The organism is Candidatus Pantoea symbiotica (genome assembly GCF_056491525.1).
Genome location: NZ_JBSZHR010000002.1, coordinates 1,669,133 through 1,689,277, shown reverse-complemented (window position 1 = coordinate 1,689,277; position 20,145 = coordinate 1,669,133). Strand labels below are relative to the sequence as shown.

Sequence of the window (20,145 nt, the reverse complement as noted above, 5' to 3'; positions counted from 1 at the left end):
ACAAAGGGTTAGTTCTGCGCAACCTTTAAGCCGTGATAGAAGGTTGGTTTCACATCCAGATGCTGCTGGATCAAACCGTATTTCTGGTAAAAATCGGCGGTCTCCTGCTGCTGGGTGATGGTGGCATCATCAATGCTCTGCCAGTGCGATTTGCGGCGTGAGAAGGATTTCGCCGCCGCTTCTTTCGGGAAGCCGATGATTTTCGCCAGTGTGGTGGAGTACTCATCGACATGGCTGTTGGCCCAGCGATCGGCAGCCGCTAAACGATTGACATAATCCTGCAGCGCCGCGCGTTTGGCGTCATCTTGCAAAGCAGCGTCGGTGGCGGCGAGGAAACTGTTGCCACTGGACAGGCCGACGCCGTTAACCAGCACGCGGCCGGTATGGGTCACTTCTGCCAGCGCAGTATAGGGATCCCACGTTGACCAGGCATCCACCGAACCGTTAGCCAGCGCGATGCGCGCATCCGCCGGCGTTAAGAAGCGCCACTTAACCTCTTTATCGCTGACGCCCGCCTGCTCCAGCGCTTTGAGCGCCTCAAAGTGACCAATCGATCCGCGTCCAGTGGCGATATTTTTGCCCTTCAGCTCGGCCACGGTTTTGATGGGTGAATCCGGGCTGACCAGCACCGCCAAACCTTCAGGTATCGACTTACTCACCGCCACTGCTTTCACCTGCGAACCGGCCGCCAGCGAGAACAGCAGCGGCGCATCGCCGATAATACCGGCATCCACCGCACCGGCATTCAGCGCCTCCGCCAGCGGTGCCGCCGCCGGGAACTCGGCCCATTCGATTTTGTAATTGAGGTTGTTCAACTGCTGCGCTGCGGCCATTTCCGCGTGCATATTTCCCTTTTGATCGGCAATGCGCAGCGTCACGGGTTCTGCCGCTACCGCGCTGCCCGCTGTCACGATCAATAGTGCCAAAGCTGCTCTTTTCATTGTGTTTTATCCCATCGCGCAAAACCCCAGCCTAACCCGCGCGCGCCAAATGACCGATGCCGATTTCGCATGAGATATGCCGACAATGGTATATAGCGGTGATATGCTGCTCAGTTAGGCGCGGAGCAACTTTCGTTCGCCATGTGCTGGGGCAGTTGCAGTAACTTTGTGCGGCGACCGAGAAGAGGACGCCTGGCCGCGCCCTCTTCACTCCCGGGCCTTGCGCCAGCCCAACCCGCCGCTTCGCGGTGCCTTCACTCATTCACGATTCCTGACGGACCGGCGGCGATTCGCTCCTGCTCAGCGCCACCTCTCGCCGCATCCATGCGGCTCGCCCTGGAATCCCTCTTTCGCTCAGCGGTTTGGGATGCCGCCTCAACACCCGCGCTGCTGCATCAATGCATTATTTTGACTCACAGTCGTCACAAATCCCGTAGGGTCGTCATTTATGGCGACCAGGTGCGCATGAATGCGCACCCTACGAAAAACCAGTTTGGGCACTGTCATCACAGGCGGCGGTGTTGGGCGCCATCCGCAGCGCCGAGCGCAGAGTGACGGCCAGGATGAGCCGACAGGACGTCGGCGAAAACGCGGTATGAGCCAGGAAGGCGAATCCGCGTGGTCCGTCATGCCGGAAGGATAAGCGAGGGAACAGCGAGGACGGCGCAGGCGCGGATTGCTAAGGTCCGCGCCTTCGGACCTTAGCCCGGCCGCCTGCTTCAGGCATTCTGAAACTGCCAGATGCTTAGCGGGCGGACCCCCTGCGATGCCAGTTCACAGCTTATCTAATAAGCATTACGCCATTTATGGCGACCAGGCATACCGCACGGTTGTCACTTTTGCGCGTATGGTTGTCAGCAATGCGCGAGCCGGGCCGCGTGCTGCTGGGTGAGACTGAATACAACATCACAAGGAGATCGTTATGCTCACGCAACCCGCTGCAAAATACCGTCCGTTTCCGGTCATCCACTTACCCGATCGTCAATGGCCATCACGCCAGCTGACACAGGCACCGCGCTGGCTCTCTACCGACTTACGCGATGGCAATCAGGCGCTGGCGACGCCGATGGACAGCGCGCGCAAGCTGGAGTTCTGGCAACTGCTGCTGCGCTGTGGCTTTAAGGAGATTGAGGTGGCGTTCCCGGCGGCATCGCAGACCGATTTTGATTTTGTCCGTTTGCTGATTGAGCAAAACCATATCCCAGACGATGTGGCGATTCAGGTGCTGACCCAGGCGCGCAGCGACCTGATCGATCGTACCTTTGAAGCGCTGCGTGGCGCACCGAACGCCATTATTCATCTGTACAACGCCACCGCGCCGCTGTTCCGCGAGCGTGTGTTCCGCCAGAGTAAAGCAGAAATTATTGAACTGGCCTGCGCCGGTGCACGGCAAATTCGCGCCCGCTGCGAAGCGCAAAAGGATACCGCGTGGACCTTCGAGTATTCGCCAGAAACCTTCTGCTTTACCGAGCCGGAGTTTGCGCTGGAGATTTGCGAAGCGGTGGCGGCGATTTGGCAACCGGGCCCGACGCGTCCGATGATCATCAACCTGCCTGCCACCGTCGAAGTGAATACGCCAAACGTCTATGCCGACCAGATTGAGTATTTCTGTCGCCACTTCAGCCAGCGTTCGCAGGTGTCGATCAGCGTGCATCCGCATAACGATCGCGGTACCGGCATTGCCTGCGCCGAGCTGGCGCTGTTGGCGGGTGCCGATCGCGTCGAAGGCTGTTTGTTCGGCAACGGCGAGCGCACCGGCAACGTTGATATCGTCACGCTGGCGCTCAATCTCTATACCCAAGGTGTGGCGCCGCAACTCGATTTCAGCGATATCCAGCAGGTGCTGGAAGTGGTGACGCGCTGCAACCAGCTGCCGGTGCATCCGCGCCATCCGTATGCCGGTGAGCTGGTGTTTACCGCCTTCTCCGGTTCACATCAGGATGCGATTCGCAAAGGCTTTGCCGAACGCGCTGAGCGTGAAGAAACGATCTGGCAGATGCCGTATCTGCCGCTCGATCCACTGGATATCGGCTGCAGCTACGAAGCGGTAATCCGCGTCAACAGTCAATCCGGCAAGGGTGGCGCCGCGTGGCTGCTGGAGCAGAATCACGGCCTGCAACTGCCGCGCGGTTTGCAGCAGGATTTCAGCCGTCTGGTGCAGCAGCAAACCGACCAGCACGGCCAGGAGATGACGCACCACGCGCTCTGGCAGCTGTTTTGTCAGCACTACGGCTTAACCCAGCCCGCACGTCGTTTGCTGGAAGCGGAAAGCCACAGCGATGATAAAGGCGAAACGCGTTTCAAAGCGCGGCTGCAACAGGGCGCGCAGCCGGTGACGCTGGAAGGCAAAGGTAACGGCTTGCTCTCTGCTGCCGTCACCGCGCTGCGTCAGCGCTACGACATCGTCATCACCATCGAGGATTATCACGAACACACGCTGGGCAAACGCAGCGATAGTCGTTCGGTGACCTACATCAGCTGCATTAACGCACGCGGTGAACGCGCGTGGGGCGTGGGCATTGATAACGATGTGGCGCGCGCTTCATTGCAGGCGCTGCTCAACGCAGCGCACGCTTTTCTGCCGCAGGAAAGTAGTTCGCTGGTGTAACGCCGAGCACGCGGCGAAACATCGCACTGAAGGCGCTCGGGCTGTCGTAACCGAGATCGAGCGCCACCGTCAGCACGCTTTCGCCCTGCGCTAAGCGGGTTAACGCCACGCTCAGTCGCGCGCGGCGCACCCAATCGCTGAACTGTAAACCGGTTTCGCGGCTGAAATGCCGCGCCAGCGTGCGTTCCGCCACGCAGAGTTGCGTAGCCGCGCGGGCCAGCGTCCAGTTTTCGCCGGGCGCTTGCTGGATGTGCTGGCACAAACTCAGCAGCCGCTCGCTTTCCGGCAGCGGCAGGCCAAACGGCAACACATCCATCACGCGGATTTCATCGAGGATCAACTCGTAAATCCGCTCGGCGCGGCTGCCGGGAACGTACTGCTCCGGCAGCGCCAGCGCGCTGACAATCAACTCGCGCAGCAGCGGCGAAATCTGCACCACCTGACAACTGGCGGGCAGATCGGCGCGCGCCAGCGGATCAACAAACAGCGTGCGCGCCGCAACTGCGCCGACAATGTGCAGCGCGTGACGCGTTCCCGCTGGCAGCCAGACGCCGCGACTCGGCGGCACAATCCAGCTGCCGTGCTGCGTTTCAACTTTCACCACGCCGCTCAGCGTGTGGATCAGCTGCGCGCAATCGTGGTGATGCCACGGCTCCACGTCGCCATGCGCATAATCATGCGCATAAGGCACCAGCGGACGATGGGCGAAGTCGAAGTTGAGCCGCGCACTCATGTTAGCGTTTCAGATATTGATAAACCGCCGCCAGATCCTGCTCGCCGTAACCGGCGTCCACCGCTTGCTGCCAGACATCTACGATGTTTTCCAGCGCCGGCAGCTTGCTGTCGCCTGCCGCATCCAGCGCCAGTTTGGCGTCTTTCAGCGCCCACACCAGATGCATCTGCGGCGTGAAATCGCCGCTGGCAATCATGCCGAGTTTCATTTTGGCGTACGGTGCCGCCAGCGGACCGCCATCCAGCACTTTCCACAGATCGTCGGTGCTGAAACCAAACTCTTCCGCCAGACGGGTACTTTCCGCCAGGCTCTGCATCAGACCAATCAACCAGCTATTCACCACCAGCTTCATGCGCGAGCTAGCGCCCGCCTCGCCCAGCCATTGCGTGCCTTTACCAATCGCGGCAAACACCTGCTCGGCCGCCTGCGCTTTGCTCTGATCGCCGCTGGCCATCACCAGAATTTGTGCATTTTCTGCCGGCGCTTTGGTGCCGGAAACCGGTGCATCGATAAACACCACATCCGGACGCGCGCTTTTGAATTCAGCGATCAGTTGATCGGTGGCTTCCACGCCGATGGTGCCCATCTGACAAATGGTCGCGCCCTGCTTAAGCGCGCTGCTGGCGTCGTTCAGCGCCTGACGCGTGGTATCGCCGTCGGACAGCATGGCGATCACCACATCCGCACCTTCTACCGCTTGCGCGGCGCTATCGGTCAGCGTGATGCCAGCATCCAGCAGATCTTCGCCTTTGGCGCGTGTACGGTTCCAGCCGCGTACCGTGAAGCTTTTTTTCAATAGGTTAGCGGCAAACGCATGGCCCATCGCGCCCAATCCCAGTACCGCGACCACAGGTTGTTGACTCATCATTCCCTCTCTTTTGTGCTTTCAGACAAAACCGCAGACTGACAGAATTTCCCTGACGCAGCCAGGCCAGAGATGCGATGAAAAAACATTTTCAACACCGCAATTATTAATAATCCGTCATACTATTAACGCTTTTCAAACAAATGATAAAACGATTAACATACGCGCCATTAATGTTCCATTCGGTACATTCCACGCCCTTTTTACGGTCTTTCATAATGAAAATAGCTTTACTGCGACAGGCTTCGTTGCTGATGCTGCCTGCGATGTTGCCGGTCTCAGCGCTGGCGGCGAACGCGGCCAATAACACCATGGTGGTGAGCGCGGCGCCGTCCGCATCCGGACTTTCTGAACTTGATACACCAGCAGCAGTTAGCGTGGTTTCCGGCGAAGATATGCGCCACGCGGCACCGCGCGTCAATTTGTCAGAAAACCTCAGCAGCGTGCCAGGTCTGCAGATTCAAAACCGCCAGAACTATGCGCAGGATTTGCAGATTTCGGTGCGCGGTTTTGGTTCGCGTTCCACCTTCGGCCTGCGCGGCATTCGCATGTACGTTGATGGCATTCCAGCGACCATGCCTGATGGTCAGGGTCAAACCTCCAATATCGATATCGGCTCAATCGATCACATCGACGTGCTGCGCGGCCCGTTCTCGGCGCTATATGGCAACTCGTCGGGCGGCGTGATTAACGTTGAAACCGAAACCGGTCAGCAACCTACCACGCTGGAAGCCAGCAGCTGGTACGGCAGTTATGGTAGCTGGCGCAACAGCGTTAAAGCCAGCGGCGCAACCGGCGACGGTACGCAAGCCGGCGACGTTAATTACACGGTTTCCGCCTCACGCTTTACCACGCACGGCTTCCGCGATCACAGCTCGGCGGACAAGAACCTCGGCAACGCCAAACTCGGCGTGCGCATTGATGATGTCAGCACCCTGACGCTGCTGTTCAACAGCGTGCACGTTGAGGCGCAGGATCCGGGCGGTTTGACCGCTGAACAGTGGAAAGACAATCCGCGCCAGGTCGCCAGCAACGTGACCTTGTACGACGCGCGTAAAACCGTCGATCAAACCCAGGCGGGCCTGCATTATCAGCGCCAGATGAGTGAAAACGATGACCTGAGCGTGATGATGTACGCGGGGGAACGTGAAACCACGCAGTATCAATCGATTCCTAAAGCCACCCAGTTGCGCCCAGGTTATCCCGGCGGCGTCATCTCTCTGTCACGTCATTATCAGGGCATCGATACCCGCTGGACGCACCGCGACGCGCTGTTCACCATTCCGGTGACCTTCACCGGCGGCCTCGACTATGAAACTATGACCGAGAAGCGCAAAGGTTATCAGAACTTTAGCGGCGACGAATTGGGCGTACAGGGCGAGATGCGTCGTAACGAACGCAACCTAATGTGGAACCTCGATCCTTATCTGCAAACCGCGTGGCAGCTGACTGATAAACTGTCGCTGGATGCCGGCGTGCGTTTCAGTACGGTGAATTTCGACTCCAATGACTATTACGTCACCTCAACCGATCCGGATGACAGCGGCAATCGTCGCTACCATCGCTGGTTGCCTGCCGCTGCGCTGAATTACGCGATTGATAACAGCTGGAACGCCTACGTTTCTGCTGGTCGCGGCTTCGAAACGCCGACGCTGAATGAGTTGTCCTATCGCGCCGCCGATCAGGCCGGACTGAATCTCAACCTGCAACCCGCCACCAGCGAAACCGTGGAACTGGGCAGTAAGAAACGTATCGGCAATGGCCTGTTAACCGCGGCGATTTTCCAGACCGACACCAAAAACGAGATCGTTTCCGACAGCAGCTTTGAAGGCCGCACCAGCTACAAAAACGCCGGGGAAACCCGCCGCCGTGGATTGGAACTCGGCCTCGACCAGCAGTTTGGTGAAAGCTGGCGCTTCAAAGCCGCATGGACCTTGCTGGATGCCCGCTATCGCTCCAACGCTTGCGGCACCGAAAGCTGCGACGGCAACCGTATTCCCGGCATCGCCCGTAACATGGCCTACGCCGGTCTGGCTTACGCGCCCGATCAAGGCTGGTATGCCGGAACCGATGTGCGCTACCTGAGCGATATCGCGGCGGATGATGAGAACGATGTGAAAGCGCCGTCTTACACCGTGGTCGGCGTAAACAGCGGTTATAAGTGGCTGGTGCAGAACTGGACGCTGGATCTGTTTGGCCGCGTCGATAACCTGTTCGACCGCAACTACATCGGTTCAGTAATCGTCAATGAAAGCAACGGCCGCTATTACGAACCGGCACCGGGCCGCAATTACAGCGTGGGTCTAACGGTGAGTTATGCGTTCCAGTAAATAAACGCGAATGCCGGTGCGCATAAAGGTAGAACCGGGCACATGGGTTACAGATCAGACCGGGCACATAGGTAACACATTTGTGCTCAGTCGATTCGGATAATACGCTTTTCTGCCCGGTCGTAATATGCCAGCATCAACCTGTCGAACAGGATGACGTCTATGCCGTCATCCACTTCCAGGAACCGTACATATTCTCCCCGAAGCGCTGCACTCAGGAACATTCTTCCGTTGAGTCGAAGATCGCCTTTTACACCCACTTTATAAAGTTTCGCTCCTTCCGGATAAACGACCTCTGGCACCTTTCCATTCCATTGCCTCAATGAAGGTGTCCACTGGCTGGCGGGTGTTTGATTTCCATGGGCTTCATGCGGCTTTTCATGGTTGAACTCTTTACGCCAGGTGCTGAACCATGCCTGCTGTTCGGCCTGTGTGGTAAAGATTTTTCCGTGGTTCATCGCGGCTTTCAGCGACTTATGCATGCGCTCATGACGTGCGTTCTGGCCCGGGCAGCCCGGTGCGGTACGTTCCGGCTGGATACCCAGCTTGATCAGCCACACGATCAGTTGCGTCAGCGCGGCAATGCCTGGCGCAACGAAGGGCGAGCCATTGTCTGTACGGATGACTTCGGGGAGTCCGCCTTCCCGGAAAGCCCTTTCCATGCAGCTTCGCACGAACTCTGTGGTCTCTGCGACACCCGCTTCGCAGGCCAGGATATAGCGGCTGTGATTGTCCGTCAGCGTAAATGGACGGCAGTAGCTTCGGTCTTTCAGACGGAAGCGGCCTTTAAAGTCGGCGCTCCAGACCTGATTAATGCGTTCAGGCTCCGTGAGCTTTCGCTGGCTGACAGGCGTGCGTTTACGTTTCTCCCGCTTCTTCACAAGCTCCCTGTCTTTTAACATGTCACCGATGGTGCTGGCTGCGGGAACGATGAAGTCTACGTTTTGGTTAAGGAACCACTGGCGGATTTTTTTGGGTCCCCAGTCGGGATGCTGAATGCGGAAGCTCACAAGCTGGTCGGCAATATCCTCAGGGATTTTATCCGGCTGAGTAAGCCTTACAGAGAGCCGGTCTTCAAGTGAGCGGAGATTGTCAGGGTCAAAACGCTTAAGCCACTTGTAGCCAGTTTTGCGGCTAATGCCGTGGAGACGGCAGAGCTCAGAAATGGAATGCGTGCCTGCTTCGCAGGCACTAATGAATTGAAGCCGTTGCATGGGTACTTTCTCAGTCCAGGGCATAGTGAGTCTCCTCTGCTATGCCGTTTATAACTGTTACCCATGTGCCCGGTCTAAAGTGTTACCCATGTGGCCGGTTTGTACCTAAATGCGCACCCTACGAAAACCTCGCCAATTACCGTAGGGTCGCCATTAATGGCGACCGATTCACGCTCAGCTAACAAGCAGCATGCAAGACCTGTCTGAATTGCAGGGCCTTTACTGTTTTTACTTAGGGAAGAAGCTGCTGATTCGCTATTTTCATTTTCTTTTTCAATATGAGAAAGAACATGACTAAAAAGAAAATCTCAGCGAAACGTCCAGTACCCAATCATAAAGTGAAAGCAGTAAAGCGCTCCTTCACTCGGATACATCAACGAATTTCAGATCCTTATACATCTGAAATCGACTTTGTACCTGTCAGGCTGAACATCATCTCTCGCCCCGTCGAATGGTAGTTATCTTTTACTTCAACAACGCCAGTACATCATCGGTTGTGCCGGTTTCGCCCAGGCGCGGGAAGATGCGCTCGACGCTGTTTTTATGCGTTTCGGCATTCAGGCAGGTCATAGCATCGGTTGCCAACGTGACGTTGTAACCCAATTCATACGCCTGGCGCGCCGTGGATTCCACACCGATGCTGGTGGCGATACCGCAAATAACCACTTGCGTGATGCCGCGCTGCTGCAGCTGCTCATGCAGATCGGTGTTGTGGAATGCGCCCCAGGTTTTTTTGGTGATGGCGATATCACCGCGCTGCTGCGCCAGATCCGGCACCAACGTGGCCCAATCGGCAGGCAGATCGCCACCGTGTTTCGGCTGCTCATTACGGCCAGGTGCGCCGCCCGCAACGTTAACCAGCACCACCGGGCGCTTTTGCCCACGGAAAGCATCGGCCAGACGCGCTGAGCGCTCAATCACTTCATGCGCCTCTAACGGAGCGACAGGCAGCGCAACGATGCCGTTCTGCAGGTCAATTACAATCAGCGCGGTGTTGTCGTCAAGGGTAGTTAAAGCCATGTTGAGTCCTCTCAGGATTATTGGTCAGCAAGTCGTTGCAGTAAGGGAATCGCGGCCAGCAGCGTGTGTTGTTCCTGCGCATTCAACTGCGTCGCGATGCTGTTGAGCAGCCAGTCATCACGTTGTGCGCGGTTGGCGGCGATCAGTTTCAGGCAAGCATCGGTGGGTTGATAACGGGTTTTGCGGCCATCCTGCGGATCGGCGGTGCCCTGCACCATACCCAGCGTTTGCAAGCTGGCCACGGTGGCGCCCATCGACTGCGTGCGCACACCTTCCAGCGTAGCCAATTCCGTCACCGTCATAGCACCCTCGCGCACCAGATAACCGAGGACCGATACCTGCGGCCAGGTGAGATCGCCCGGCGGCGCCGATTCACGCAGACGACGCGCCAGTTTGCCATTGATGCTGCGCAGTAACGCCGCCGCGCTGTTGAGGTCGCTCATGGCACCTTCTCCTTACTGATGAGCCGCGAGTATATAAATACGAAGGCAAACTGTGTAGTTTACCTTCGTATCAATTTGTAATTGTGCCGGGTTATGAGGTGGTCGTCATGAATGGCGACCCTACGGGCGCTGCAGATAATGGATCAAACTGTGGAAACGCAGCGGCGTGCTGAGAGGATTGCGGTAGCTGTGCGGCGTATCGGCGGCGAATTGGCTGGCATCGCCCGCGAGCAAACGCCGCCATGTGCCTTCCACGCCCAACAGCAGTTCGCCCTCCAGCACCACCACTTGCTCAATCACCCCGCTTTCATGCGCCGATGAATCGCTCTGCGCGCCACCCGCTAACGTCACTTCCAGTAGATCAAAACGCAGTTTGGCATCGTACGGCAGCAGCGGCTTAACCTGCATCTGCGCATTAGGCTGGCTGAAGGTCGCCACGCTGCCCGGCGGTTGATCGCTGCCCTGCACAAAGAAGGAAAACGGCACGTTAAAGCCGGTGGCGATTTTCCACAGCGTCGCCACCGTGGGGCTCGATTCGCCGCGCTCGATCTGGCCGAGCATCGCTTTGCTCACGCCGGTGCGATCCGCTGCCAGTGTCAGGCTCCAGCCGTTGGCCTGACGCAGCTGCTTCAGCGCCAGACTCAAATGTTGATGCAAATTTTCCATGTGTTCTCCCGAAAAGCTCGCGCGCAGTGTAACACTTGTGCGCTATAACGCTCCATGCCACTATGTGCGCTATAACGCACAACCGGATGTGACCTGATGACAACCGCCACCACGCGCAGTGCTTTCTCTTTCCCGATGCTGATTTCTGGTTTTATCGCCGTGCTGGTGGGCTACAGCAGCACGGCGGCACTGATTTTTCAGGCGGCGCAGGCGGCGGGCGCATCGCCGGAGCAGATTGGCGGCTGGCTGTCGATGCTCGGCGTCGGCATGGGATTGGCCTCATTCGGCTTATCGCTGTGGACGCGCATGCCAATCCTCGCCGCATGGTCGACGCCAGGCGCGGCGCTGCTCGCCACCAGCGTACAGGGTTTGACGCTGAATGAAGTGGTGGGCGTGTTTGTCGCGACTAACCTGCTGATTGTGTTGTGCGGCGTCACCGGCCTGTTTGCTCGCCTGATGAATCACATTCCGCAGTCGCTGGCGGCAGCGATGCTGGCCGGGATTCTGCTGAAGTTTGGCATCGGCACCTTTAGCGGTTTGCAGAGCAATTTCGCGCTGTGCGGCAGCATGTGTCTGGTGTGGCTGTTGAGCCGTCGCTGGCTGCCGCGCTACGCCATTATTCTGGCGTTGATCGCCGGCGTGCTGGTGGCGCTGGGCCAGCAATCGATCCACTTTCCGCCGCATGCGCTGGCGATCAGTCGTCCCGAATTCATCATGCCGCAATTTAATCTGCCAGCGCTGATTGGCGTGGGGTTGCCCTATTTTCTCGTCACCATGGCGTCACAAAACGCGCCGGGCATTGCCACCTTGCAGGCGCACGGTTACCAGCCGCCGGTTTCGACGCTGACCGGCTGGACGGGATTTATCGCCTTAGTGCTGTCGCCGTTTGGTGGATTTTCGGTGTGTATCGCCGCCATTACCGCCGCCATCTGCATGGGCGACGATGTCGATCCGAATCCGGCGCGACGCTGGATGGCCTCCGCATTGGCGGGCGTGTTCTACCTGCTGACCGGTTTTACCGGCGGATTGATCGCCATCATGCTGAGCGCCTTGCCGCCGGTAATGATCGCCACGCTGGCCGGTTTGGCGCTGCTGGCTACGCTCTCCGGCAGTTTGCAGCGCGCTTTAGCCGAGCCGGATCAGCGCGATAGCGCCATCGTGGCATTCCTGATCACTGCCAGCGGCATTTCGCTGTTGGGCATCGGCTCCGCCTTTTGGGGCTTGCTCGGCGGCATGCTGACCTATTTGATACTTTCTCCACGACGCCGCGCTTAAAATTTCAGCAATCTTCTCCGCACCCGGGAAAAACGCCCTGTTTTTCCCCCTTTATCAGCCGTTTGATTTCGCAGCATTTGGCTTAAGATCACTATCATCGCCAAAAACACACACTGTTCTGCCTCAGACAACCACCGATAAGGGCCCAACGAGTGGCAAAAACTTTTCTGCGCAGCGGCAATCTGGACACGGTACTGGCGCTGGGTGAAAACGGCCAGCCGGTCTGGACGTCCGCGCTGCAAATCCGTGAAACCCTGCGCCTGCGCCGCCAAACCACGCTGGCCAATTGCCTCGCGATTCCGCAGGTCAACGAGCGCGGTGACCGCCTCGATTGGTACGCCCCGTTTAATGGCAAAGTAAAATCCTGGCTGGGTGCCAGCGATCACGAGCGCCGTCAGGCGCTGGAACTGCTGACGCTGAACCAGCAAGATTTGCAGGCGCTGAGCCTGCGCGCGCGCGACGCGGAGAATCCGGCGATGCGCTTGTTTGGTGCGTTGCTGAGCAAGACGTTGCAGTTCCCGGATCAGCAGTACGTTTATCTGGTGGATGGCAAACCGGTGATCACCTTCTGGGGCTTTGTCGATCCGCAGGCGCGTTCGCGTGATGACGCGCTGGCTTGCCTGCGTGATTCACTGGAAGATGAACTGCCGCCGCTACTGCCAGAACCGCCAGCGCCCGCTCCGCTGGTGGTCGCGCCAGTGATTGCGCCACTGATCGACGTGCCACCTGCTGCTGCCGAACCGCTGATCGAGCCAGAACCTGAAGTCGAAGAACCAGAAGCCGAAGTCATTCCTGAGCCAGCGCTTGAACCGGCACCTGTTGTGCCGCCACGTCGCGCCTTTGCCGTGCGTCCGCTGATGCTGCTGTTGCCGGTTGCGGCGGTGGTCGCTGCGGGCGTCGCCTTCTGGCTGCACAGCGCACCACAACCGGCTGCGATTAGCGTTGCAGATGTACCTGTGCCGGTGAGTAAGCCGCCAGCCGTGATGGTGAAAGCGGAAAAACTCGCCGCCACGCTGCCACAAACCGCCGCCACCGTCATTGCCGCCCCAGTGCCGGTTGCTTCACCTGTCGCGCCGCCTGAGGTGGTCGCTGAACACACCGAACCGGCCAAAGCGGATGATTTGGTGATGACCACCGAAGACGCGCGCGTTGGCTCGGTGAAATTTATCAATGGCACCTGGCGCGTGACGTTGCGTCAAACCAATCTGCCGACCGGCAAACCGCCAAGCCTGCGCTATCAGATCCGCAACGGCAAAGGCACCGCCACCATTACCCAGGGCGACAACATCCGCTGCAAAGCCGATGTCACCGCCGCGATGACCAGCTCCGGCAGCATGGAAGTACGCAGCCGCTATACTGCGGCCTGCAGCGACAAATCGCGTTACCGCATGCCGGAACTGGTGTGTAAAGCCGGTGATGGCATCGCCAGCTGTACTGCGCAATACGGCGCAGATCAGGTCTTCCCGTTGACGATTAAGCGTGAGAGTAAGTAAACATGTTGGCTCCCCTCATCGATGACAAACAGAAAATCACGCTGATTGAAGATAGCGGTGTGCAGTTTCTTGATTTTGGTTTGCGTTTGCCTGCGTTGCAGGCTCGCCGCCAGTTCGTGCGTCAAACCGCCAACGGCCCGCTGCTGCGCCTCAACGTCGACGGCAACAGCGGCAAGTTCCTGCTCTATCCGGAAGATGGCGGCGCGGCGGAAGTGGTGCGACCGGAAACGGATATCGCGCTGGCCGATTCGCTGAAGCTGCTGGCTCATCAATGGCTGCCGCTGCCGGTGCTGCGCTGCACCAGCGGACGTCGTTTTATTGGCGGCCCGGATAACTGGGCGCGTCTGCATCTGGCGCCGCTGGCGCAACCCGATGCGGCAGGCAACACCCATCGAATCACCCTCGCCTTCGATACGCGCATTGTTTCAGAGCAGGATGGCGGCGAACAGCACGGTTTAAGCAAAGCCGATGCGCAGAACGGCGTCAGTTTCGCCCTCGCCTGGCACAACTACGAACTGGGCGAATTTCTTGATCACACCTGGGTTGATGGCTGGCTGCGTGAAACCTTTAGCCAGCAGGTGCATGCGCTGGAATCACGCCGTGAGCAGGAGCTGAACCAGGCGCTGCGTGAGTTCGAATATCAGGCGCACTATCTCAACCTGCTGGAACTGCTGGGCGAACAGCTCGATCTGGCGGAGATCTATATCCAGGCGACGTCGCTGCAAACGCCGGCGGTCAACGTCGATATCATTCTCGACGTCGGCAACTCGCACACCTGCGGCATTCTGGTGGAAGATCACGCCGAAGAGAGCAGCGGCCTGCGTCAAACTTACGAGCTGCAGCTGCGCGATCTCTCTGAGCCGCATCAGGTGTACAACGAACTGTTCGACAGCCGTCTGGAGTTTGCTGAAACCCGTTTCGGCAAGGCTAACTTCTCGCTGGAGAGCGGCCGTGAAAACGCCTTTATGTGGCCGTCTCTGACGCGCGTGGGCCGTGAAGCCAGCCGTCTGGCGCTGCTGCGTGCCGGCACCGAAGGCAGCACCGGCTTGTCCAGTCCGCGCCGCTATTTATGGGATGAAGCGCGCTATCAGCCAGGCTGGCGCTTCAACGCCAACGGCAGCAGCGATGAGCCGCAGGCGACTGCGCTGCCGTTCACTTTACTGATCAATGACGAAGGCCAGCCGCTGCACGCGCTGGCGGAAGACGATCGTCTGCCAGTGTTTTCCGCCAGCTACAGCCGCAGTTCGCTGATGACCTTTATGCTGTGCGAACTGCTGGCGCAGGCGATGATGCAGATGAACAGCGTGGCGCAGCGCCAGCGTATGCCGCAAAGCCAGGCACCGCGTCAGCTGCGTCATGTGATTCTGACGCTGCCGTCGGCGATGCCGAAGCCGGAGCGTGAGATTTTCCGTCGCCGCATGCAGGAAGCCATCGCGCTGGTGTGGAAAGCCGAAGGCTGGCATCCAGCCGAAGAAGAGTTCACCGCCGCCAGCCAGGCAAGCAGCCTGCGTCCGGTGCCGGATGTGCAGATGGAGTGGGACGAAGCCACCTGCGGTCAAATGGTGTGGCTGTTCAACGAAACTCAGGTCAACTTTGCTGGTCGCGCAGAAGATTTCTTCAGCAGCATGGCGCGCCCGGATCGTCCGCGTGAAGTCGATGAGCTGCCGGGTAAAAGCCTGCGCATCGCCTCAATTGATATCGGCGGCGGCACCACAGATTTAGCCATCACCCAATATCGCCTTGATGATGGCCAGGGCAACAACGTCAAAATCACCCCGCGCTTACTGTTCCGCGAAGGCTTCAAAGTCGCCGGTGACGATATTCTGCTGGATGTGATTCAGCTGTGGATTCTGCCGGCATTGCAGCAGAGCTTGCAGAAAGCCGGATTACAGCTGGCAGAACCGCTAATGAACAAGCTGTTTGGTCACGACAGCCGCATGGACGGTCAAGCCACGCTGCGGCAACAGGTGACGCTGCAGCTGTTCATTCCGCTGGCGCAGGCGGTGCTGGAGCAGTATGAAAACTGGGATCCGCTCGACAGCCACAGCGAAATCAACGCGCTGTTTGGCGAGCTGGTGCCACAAAAACCGGCCAGTAGCGTGCTGGCGTTTGTGAACGGCGAAATTCAGCGCACGCTCGGCGGCGATAGCCGTTTCGATCTGCTTGAGGTGCCGCTGGTGGTCAGCATGGCGCAGCTGCACGGCGAGTTCCTGCAACACCGCATGGCAATTATTCCGGCGCTGCGCGCAATGTGCGAAGTGGTGTCTTTGTATCAGTGCGATGTGCTGCTGCTTACCGGTCGCCCGTCACGCTTCCCCGGCATTCAGGCGCTGGTGCGCCATCTGCAACCCTTGCCGGGCAGCCGTATTTTGTCGCTGGAAGGCTATCACACCAGCGACTGGTATCCGTTCAACAAGCAAGGCCGTATTGATAACCCGAAATCCACCGCCGCGGTGGGCGCGATGCTGTGCTTGCTGGCGCTCGATCTGCGCCTCAGCAGCTTCTGGTTCCGCGCCGGTGATTTCGAACCTTACTCCACCATTCGCTATCTCGGCGTGCTGGATGAGACCTCAGCGCTTAGCGACGATAATCTGTGCTACAGCGAGATCGACCTCGACAGCAGCAGTTTCGCGCTGGATCGCAAAAGCAGCTTCCGCATTCGCGGCAACGTTTGCCTCGGCTTCCGCCAGCTGGAAAACGATCGCTGGCCGGCATCGCCGTTGTATAGCCTGAGCATTGTCGACCCGACGCTGGCGCGTCAGGTCGCCGGTGAAAGCGTACTGCGCATCAAACTGGCGGTGCAGCCGGGCCCGGATAATCTCGGCCCTGAACGCTTAGTGTTAAGCGATGCACGCATGGATGACGGCACGCGCGTGCCGCTGGAGCAGCTGAGTCTGAAACTGAATACGCTTTCCGCCACCGGCAACGCGAATGCGCAATATTGGATCGACAGCGGGAGCGTCTGCAAACGATGAGAACTGCCAAAAAAGCCTCGCCGGTTACACCCGCGAAACGTCTGAGCCTGATGCAGGAAACGCTGGATGGCGCGCTGAACTGGGTGGAAACCCATCAGTCGCACGCGCCGCGTCTGGCGCTGGAAGCCGAAACCCTGACGCTGCAGCTGCGCCGCGCGCGCGTGGAAAGCCATGCACTGGCGCGCCAGCTGGCGCGTCCGGTGACGCTGGCGCTGTTTGGTCAGTCGCAGGCGGGCAAAGCCTGGCTGCTGAGTGAGATGGTCGGCGATGCGCAAGGCCAACTGATCGCGCGTCTCGGCGATAAAACCCTGAACTATTTCCAAAACATCAATCCCGGCAATCTCGATTACGCTATCGCCACCCGCTTCAGCCACCAGCGCGAAACCCAATCCAACGCCTGGCCGCTGGAGATGACGCTGCTGAGCGAAGTGGAACTGATTCGTTTGATGCTGGCCTGCGCCAAAACCGAGCTTCAGCCCGACACCGCGCAGATCGATGCCGCTTTGCAGCGTTTGCAGCGCCATCGCCAGGATGAACCGCAGCCGGGCCTCGACAGCGATGCGCTGATCACGCTGTGGGCGTGGAGCCGTCGGCACCATCGTCATGCCGAGATTCTCGATCGCCACTTCTGGCCGCAGGCGATTGCGCTGGCACCGTGGCTTAACGTCGACGATCGCGTGCAGCTGTTTGCCCTGCTGTGGCCAGGCCAAAACGCGCTGAACGAAAGCCTGCGCAGCCTGATGCACTTACGCCACCAGCTGCGCCACGCGCCGCGCGTGTTAGCGCCGCTCAGCGTGCTGGTGGACGACGCCGCGCTGCCGGCAGAAAAACTGATTGGTAACGATGCCGACTGGCAGGAGATGATCGAAGTGTGTCCGATCGTCGCCAATCGTGTGGGGAAAGCGCAGCATGTGCCGCTGGGATTGCTGTCGCTACTAACGCTGGAGATTACCTTGCCGCTCAGCTCCACGCCGCGTCAGGCGCTGTACGATGATGCGGATATGCTCGAGCTGCCCGCGCCGGGCACGCCAGCCGATCGCGCCCAACAGGATGAACTGGCGCAGCTGCGCAAACGCGATCCGCTGCGCGCCACGCTGCTGGAACAGAAACGTGCGCTGCTGCCGGGCCTGTACGCCGCGCGTCAGGGCATCGATTTGATGCTGATCTGTACCGCCGCCAGTCAGCGTCAGGATACCGATGTCGCCGCTAGCGCACTGCGCGAGTGGCACATGCATCAAACCATCGCCGCCAGCGGTGAGAAGCCGCGTCTGATTTGGGCGATCACGCCACATGACGCGCGCTATCAGCAGCAGCAGATTAACGTTGATGAAGCAGTGCAACGGCAGATTGGTCAGCCGGGACAAAGTTGGGGTTCGATGCTGGCGCTGGATCGCGCAGGCGTCGATCGTATGGGCAGCTGGTTGCAGGATGAGATGCAGCCGGAAGCGCGCCGCGATCGTCTGGCATTGCAGCTCGGCGCGCTGCAGCAGAAGCTGGTGGAACGTTTGCAGCCGTGGACCGAATCCAGCGCCACGCCAGAACAGGCGGCTCGCAAGCAGGCGATCTCCGATACGTTGCTGAAATGTTTGCAACATCGCACCGGTTTGCACGGTGAACTGCTGGAACGTTTGCAGCCGTCGCGTGAAGCGGTACGTCAGCTGTGGCTGAGCCAGAGCAGCAGCACTACTATTCAGCACAGCGCCAAAACCGCAGCCGCTGAGCAGAGCTATTTTGGCATCGGCTTTGAGTTTGATCTGTTTAAAGACGAGCCGGTCGCCGCCGCTGAGCCGCGCAGCTCGGGCGGTCAGCGCGATCAGCAATTTCCGCAGCAGGTGTTTGCGCTGTGGCTTGAGCATTTGCGTCAGTTGCCGGAAAGCCGCAGCCTGCTGGCGCTGCTCAACGTCGATAAGCCGACGCTGGAGATGCTGGTGGAAGAGTTGATTACCGCCAGCTTCCGTCTCAAGGTGCTGAGCAAACTGCAAAACGCGCTGAATGAGCCGGATGCGCATGCCAGCGCCCACGAAGCACGTACCGATCGTCAGGTTTCTCGTGCCATGACGGTGCTGGGTGATTTTGTCGCGTGGCTGGGCTTTTTACAGCGCCCGGAGAGCGAGCGTCCTGAAAGCCGCGTCAATCGCGGTCAGACGATTTTTGCCCGTCCGCCCGCGCCAAGCGTGAGCTTCTCGCCGGGACAGCGCTTAACACGTCTGTCGGCCGCTCCCGCCAATCATACCGCTTACTACATCTATGACTGGCTGGTGGGGTTGAATTCGGTGATCGTTGAGAACAATGGCTATACCGGCGGTGGCGATTTGCCCGCGAATGCCCGCCAGATGCTGGCGATTTTGCTGTTACCGCTGCACGCGTAATTTACTCGCCACGCACCAGGCGCAGCTCGCCTTCTAACTGCTGCTGCGCCTCTTCCAGTAACGCCAGCACCGGCGCGAATTCGGCACTCTCGCTGGCGTCATCGGCATGCGCTAAATAGAAGGTCGCCGGCAGCACCATGCCGCCAGTCAGCCAATCCCACAGCGCATCAAGATTGTTACCGAAATCCACTGGGCAGGCACTTTGCTGCACCAGCGCGCGGTAAAACGCCTGGCGATCCGACAACATTTCAAAGTCAAAATGGAGCGTCAACATGTTTAAGGCACCTGTTTGAAGCTGCGATAGTGATCGGTGGTAAGGAAAATCAGCCCATCGGAAGAGTAAAGCAGACGATCGGCATCGCGGTGGCCGCAATCGTAATTGACGTCCGCTTCAAACCACTGCCTGCCCGCCTGCATCGGCAACCTTCTTTCACGATTGCTAAAGCGATCGCCACCAATCGCGCGGCCCGGCAATACCTCACATAAGTTGCCCTTGCTGGGATTCCAGCCCTGGCGACGCGCTTCATTTTTGGTGAGATAGAGATCGGGTAATTTGTGATGCTGCTGCAGCCAACGCGCCACGGTGTTGGCATCGGTGAGCTGCGAGATATCGGGGTGGCTGGCGGACCATTTATCGGACAAACGCGGTTTCAGCCCGAGCCACAGCGCAGCGAGGACCAGAATTAAGGCAATCCAGAGTTTTTTTGACATGGTGGCATCCTGAAAAACAGGACGACGATAATAACAGATTTAAGGCAGGGAAAAACGCGGGCCAGCAAAGCTGGCCCTGGCGGGGTTTACTGCATTGCGCTGGCGGATGGCGCGGCGTGACGACGCCATGCTCCCGGCGCTACGCCATACTGGCGTTTGAAGCTGCGGTTAAACGACTGCTGCGAGTCGAAACCGAGTGAAATCGCCACGTTAAGAATCGGTTCATTGCTGGTGGTCAAGCGATCCGCTGACTTCTTCAGCTTCTTCTCACGAATGTATTCGCCCAGAGGCAAACCCGTGTGCTCTTTGAACATACGTTGCAGGTGCCATTTCGAATAACCGGCGCGCCCCGCTACGGTATCCAGATCCAGACGCGTTTCAATATTGTTGTCAATCCAGTCGATCAAATCGTGAATAAATGCGGTGGTCATCATCTCGTTTTCTCCGGTCGCCGTTGCGAACAGTATCAGTATCAGTTGCAATTACACTTTAAGGTTGAACG

At 58.7% G+C, this 20,145-nt stretch carries 16 protein-coding genes; 6 read left to right on the top strand and 10 right to left on the bottom strand.

The window, feature by feature from the left end:
- Positions 1 to 8: 8 nt before the first annotated feature.
- A complete protein-coding gene (locus ACXIZX_RS08440; protein ID WP_479403942.1) occupies positions 9 to 941 on the bottom strand; it encodes an ABC transporter substrate-binding protein in 933 nt (310 codons plus the stop codon).
- 922 nt (positions 942 to 1,863) lie between these two features.
- Here ACXIZX_RS08440 and leuA point away from each other — a divergent pair.
- Positions 1,864 to 3,549 (top strand): 2-isopropylmalate synthase, encoded by a 1,686-nt coding sequence (gene leuA, locus ACXIZX_RS08435; RefSeq protein WP_479403941.1) that lies wholly within the window; start codon positions 1,864 to 1,866, stop codon positions 3,547 to 3,549.
- Here the strand turns inward: leuA and ACXIZX_RS08430 are convergent.
- Positions 3,500 to 4,282, bottom strand: coding sequence for an AraC family transcriptional regulator (locus ACXIZX_RS08430; RefSeq protein WP_061720126.1), 783 nt, complete (start codon positions 4,280 to 4,282; stop codon positions 3,500 to 3,502). The genes leuA and ACXIZX_RS08430 overlap by 50 nt on opposite strands.
- A gap of 1 nt (position 4,283) precedes the next feature.
- Positions 4,284 to 5,147 (bottom strand): NAD(P)-dependent oxidoreductase, encoded by an 864-nt coding sequence (locus tag ACXIZX_RS08425; RefSeq protein WP_479404858.1) that lies wholly within the window; start codon positions 5,145 to 5,147, stop codon positions 4,284 to 4,286.
- A 218-nt stretch (positions 5,148 to 5,365) separates the two neighbouring features.
- On the opposite strand from ACXIZX_RS08425, the gene pqqU reads away from it, so the two are divergent.
- On the top strand, positions 5,366 to 7,477 hold the full coding sequence (gene pqqU / locus ACXIZX_RS08420; protein ID WP_479403940.1) for a TonB-dependent receptor PqqU: 2,112 nt from the start codon (positions 5,366 to 5,368) through the stop codon (positions 7,475 to 7,477).
- 86 nt (positions 7,478 to 7,563) lie between these two features.
- Here the strand turns inward: pqqU and ACXIZX_RS08415 are convergent, their stop codons facing one another.
- The 4 genes from ACXIZX_RS08415 to ACXIZX_RS08400 form a co-directional block, all read right to left on the bottom strand.
- Positions 7,564 to 8,715 (bottom strand): DDE-type integrase/transposase/recombinase, encoded by a 1,152-nt coding sequence (locus ACXIZX_RS08415; protein WP_479403939.1) that lies wholly within the window; start codon positions 8,713 to 8,715, stop codon positions 7,564 to 7,566.
- Positions 8,716 to 9,156: 441 nt separating this feature from the next.
- Entirely contained in the window at positions 9,157 to 9,711 is a 555-nt protein-coding gene (locus ACXIZX_RS08410; RefSeq protein WP_179451048.1) for an isochorismatase family protein, read from the bottom strand.
- A gap of 17 nt (positions 9,712 to 9,728) precedes the next feature.
- Complete coding sequence (locus tag ACXIZX_RS08405; RefSeq protein WP_154152344.1) at positions 9,729 to 10,154, bottom strand: MarR family transcriptional regulator; 426 nt, start codon at positions 10,152 to 10,154, stop codon at positions 9,729 to 9,731.
- 120 nt (positions 10,155 to 10,274) lie between these two features.
- Positions 10,275 to 10,820 (bottom strand): helix-turn-helix domain-containing protein, encoded by a 546-nt coding sequence (locus tag ACXIZX_RS08400; protein WP_479403938.1) that lies wholly within the window; start codon positions 10,818 to 10,820, stop codon positions 10,275 to 10,277.
- Between the two features lie 96 nt (positions 10,821 to 10,916).
- Here ACXIZX_RS08400 and ACXIZX_RS08395 point away from each other — a divergent pair, with 96 nt between their 5' ends.
- The 4 genes from ACXIZX_RS08395 to ACXIZX_RS08380 all read left to right on the top strand — a co-directional run bounded on the left by ACXIZX_RS08395 (position 10,917) and on the right by ACXIZX_RS08380 (position 18,932).
- Positions 10,917 to 12,095, top strand: a complete 1,179-nt coding sequence (locus ACXIZX_RS08395) for a benzoate/H(+) symporter BenE family transporter (protein ID WP_479403937.1) — start codon at positions 10,917 to 10,919, stop codon at positions 12,093 to 12,095.
- A 152-nt stretch (positions 12,096 to 12,247) separates the two neighbouring features.
- Positions 12,248 to 13,588 carry an SrfA family protein gene (locus ACXIZX_RS08390; protein WP_479403936.1) on the top strand — a complete coding sequence of 447 codons (1,341 nt, stop codon included), beginning with the start codon at positions 12,248 to 12,250 and terminating at the stop codon, positions 13,586 to 13,588.
- Positions 13,589 to 13,590: 2 nt separating this feature from the next.
- Positions 13,591 to 16,563, top strand: a complete 2,973-nt coding sequence (locus tag ACXIZX_RS08385; protein WP_479403935.1) for a virulence factor SrfB — start codon at positions 13,591 to 13,593, stop codon at positions 16,561 to 16,563.
- Positions 16,560 to 18,932 carry a virulence factor SrfC family protein gene (locus ACXIZX_RS08380; RefSeq protein WP_479403934.1) on the top strand — a complete coding sequence of 791 codons (2,373 nt, stop codon included), beginning with the start codon at positions 16,560 to 16,562 and terminating at the stop codon, positions 18,930 to 18,932. The genes ACXIZX_RS08385 and ACXIZX_RS08380 overlap by 4 nt, the downstream gene beginning before the upstream one ends.
- Position 18,933: 1 nt before the next feature.
- On the opposite strand, the gene ACXIZX_RS08375 is transcribed toward ACXIZX_RS08380, so the two are convergent.
- The 3 genes from ACXIZX_RS08375 to ACXIZX_RS08365 form a co-directional block, all read right to left on the bottom strand.
- The gene (locus ACXIZX_RS08375) at positions 18,934 to 19,206 is read right to left on the bottom strand and encodes a barstar family protein (RefSeq protein ID WP_479403933.1); all 273 of its coding nucleotides are present in this window, start codon (positions 19,204 to 19,206) and stop codon (positions 18,934 to 18,936) included.
- A 2-nt stretch (positions 19,207 to 19,208) separates the two neighbouring features.
- On the bottom strand, positions 19,209 to 19,643 hold the full coding sequence (locus tag ACXIZX_RS08370) for a ribonuclease domain-containing protein (protein WP_479403932.1): 435 nt from the start codon (positions 19,641 to 19,643) through the stop codon (positions 19,209 to 19,211).
- A gap of 86 nt (positions 19,644 to 19,729) precedes the next feature.
- Complete coding sequence (locus ACXIZX_RS08365; protein WP_008110158.1) at positions 19,730 to 20,077, bottom strand: helix-turn-helix domain-containing protein; 348 nt, start codon at positions 20,075 to 20,077, stop codon at positions 19,730 to 19,732.
- Positions 20,078 to 20,145: the final 68 nt, after the last annotated feature.